Raw genomic sequence first — 1,825 nt, 5'->3', positions numbered from 1 at the left:
CTGACCGAAAGGAATAGCAGACTTTTCTTGGGTCTTATGAGAAAGAGACTAAACAAAAGAAACTTAATTCGATGACAAGTTAGATGGTGTATGCAAGTACAACAAACGGACTAAGAAAACCGCTAGAAAACTGGAATCAGGTCAACTGGAAACAGATTAATAAAGCGGTTAAGAATCTGCGTCAACGAATCTTTCTCGCGAGAAAACTTGGTAACTGGAAGAAACTGCGAAGTCTCCAAAAGTTAATGCAAAGAAGCTACGCAAACCTAATATTATCTGTTCGGAAAATCACTCAGACCAACAAAGGCAGAGCAACGGCAGGAATTGACAAAGAAATAATCAATACCCCAGAGCAGCGAGTGAAGCTGGTAAACAACTGGAAAGGCGGCAATCAAGACCCCACAAAACGGGTAATGATTCCAAAATCCAACGGTAAAAAACGACCGCTCGGAATCCCAACCGTGCGTGACAGAATCGAACAGGCAATAATAGTTAATTCACTAGAACCCGAATGGGAAGCCATATTTGAACCAAATTCCTATGGGTTCAGAGCCGGAAGAAGTTGTCAAGACGCTATAGCACAAAACTGGATAAGATTAAATGCAAGTCCAAATGCTAGAAATACTTGGGTTCTAGAAGCTGATATTCAAAGTTTCTTTGATAACATTATCCATGAATCTATCCTCAAGCGATTAGGAAACTTCCCTAAAAGAAACCTAATAAAAGGATGGTTAAAAGCTGGATTTATCTTTGAAGGGAAATATCACCCAACAGAGACAGGTACACCACAGGGAGGAGTAATATCACCCCTTCTAGCCAACATCGGTTTGCATGGATTAGAAAACTATATAAAATCCACTAATTCCAAACTTGGCGTGGTTAGATATGCTGATGATTTTATTGTCACAGCTAGAGACAAAGGAAGTCTTGAAAAAGCCCAAATCCAGATTCAGCAATGGTTATCAGAAAGAGGACTGAATCTCAGTGCGGAAAAGACGTTAATCACGTCGATGGAGGATGGTTTTGACTTTCTTGGATTCAACCACCGCCATTACAATGGCAAATTGCTTATCAAGCCCTCGAAGAAGAAGGTCTTGGACTTCTGCAAACGAATTGGGCGAGAAATCAGAGCAATGAATGGGTGCGAACAAGAATCAGTTATAAAAAGACTTAATCCAATTCTTCGTGGATTTTCCAATTATTACAAAGGGGTTGTTAGTAAAAAAACTTTTGAATATATCAAAAGTAGAACATGGCGATACCTTTGGTGTTGGGCTAAACGTAGACATCCCAACAAAAATACAAAATGGATTCGGAAGCGTTACTTCAAGACAATAAATGGTAATAAATGGACATTCGCTACGATAACTAGCGACCGTAGAGGGAAAGAAAAGGATATAATCCTATTTCCGATAGCGTACACGCCCATCGAACGCCATGTAAAGGTCAAGGGGGAAGCGTCGCCAGATGACCCTTCACTCAAAGAATACTGGGAAAAACGCCACCAGAAATATGGAAAGAGCTACTGGGAGAAAAACTCTTGGAAGTATAAAATCGCTCAAAACCAAAATTGGAAATGTCCTATCTGTGGTGAACCTTTATTCAATGGAGAGGAATTAAACACCCATCACATAGTTCCTGTTGCTCAAGGTGGACGAGACGGCATTGAAAACCTACAGCACTTGCATCATGCGTGTCACAAACAGGAACATTCTAAAACCAAGTCAACTCGCTTGAAGTAAGGCTTGAGCCGTGTAAGTGCGAAAGTCTTATGCACGGTTCTTAGGGGAGGGGAGAGCGGTGACGCTTGAACCTTACCCGACTA

The 1,825-nt window shown here is 41.1% G+C and carries 1 protein-coding gene; it reads left to right on the top strand.

Going from position 1 to position 1,825, the window contains the following annotated elements; genetic code table 11:
- Positions 1-83 precede the first annotated feature (83 nt).
- A complete protein-coding gene (gene ltrA / locus IQ228_RS25630; RefSeq protein WP_193964943.1) occupies positions 84-1,742 on the top strand; it encodes a group II intron reverse transcriptase/maturase in 1,659 nt (552 codons plus the stop codon).
- Positions 1,743-1,825: the final 83 nt, after the last annotated feature.

The sequence above is a fragment of the Dolichospermum sp. LEGE 00246 genome (genome assembly GCF_015207865.1).
GTDB lineage: Bacteria > Cyanobacteriota > Cyanobacteriia > Cyanobacteriales > Nostocaceae > Dolichospermum > Dolichospermum heterosporum.
Note: the sequence above shows the minus strand (reverse complement) of the source record. Positions and strands in the feature narration are given on the sequence as shown.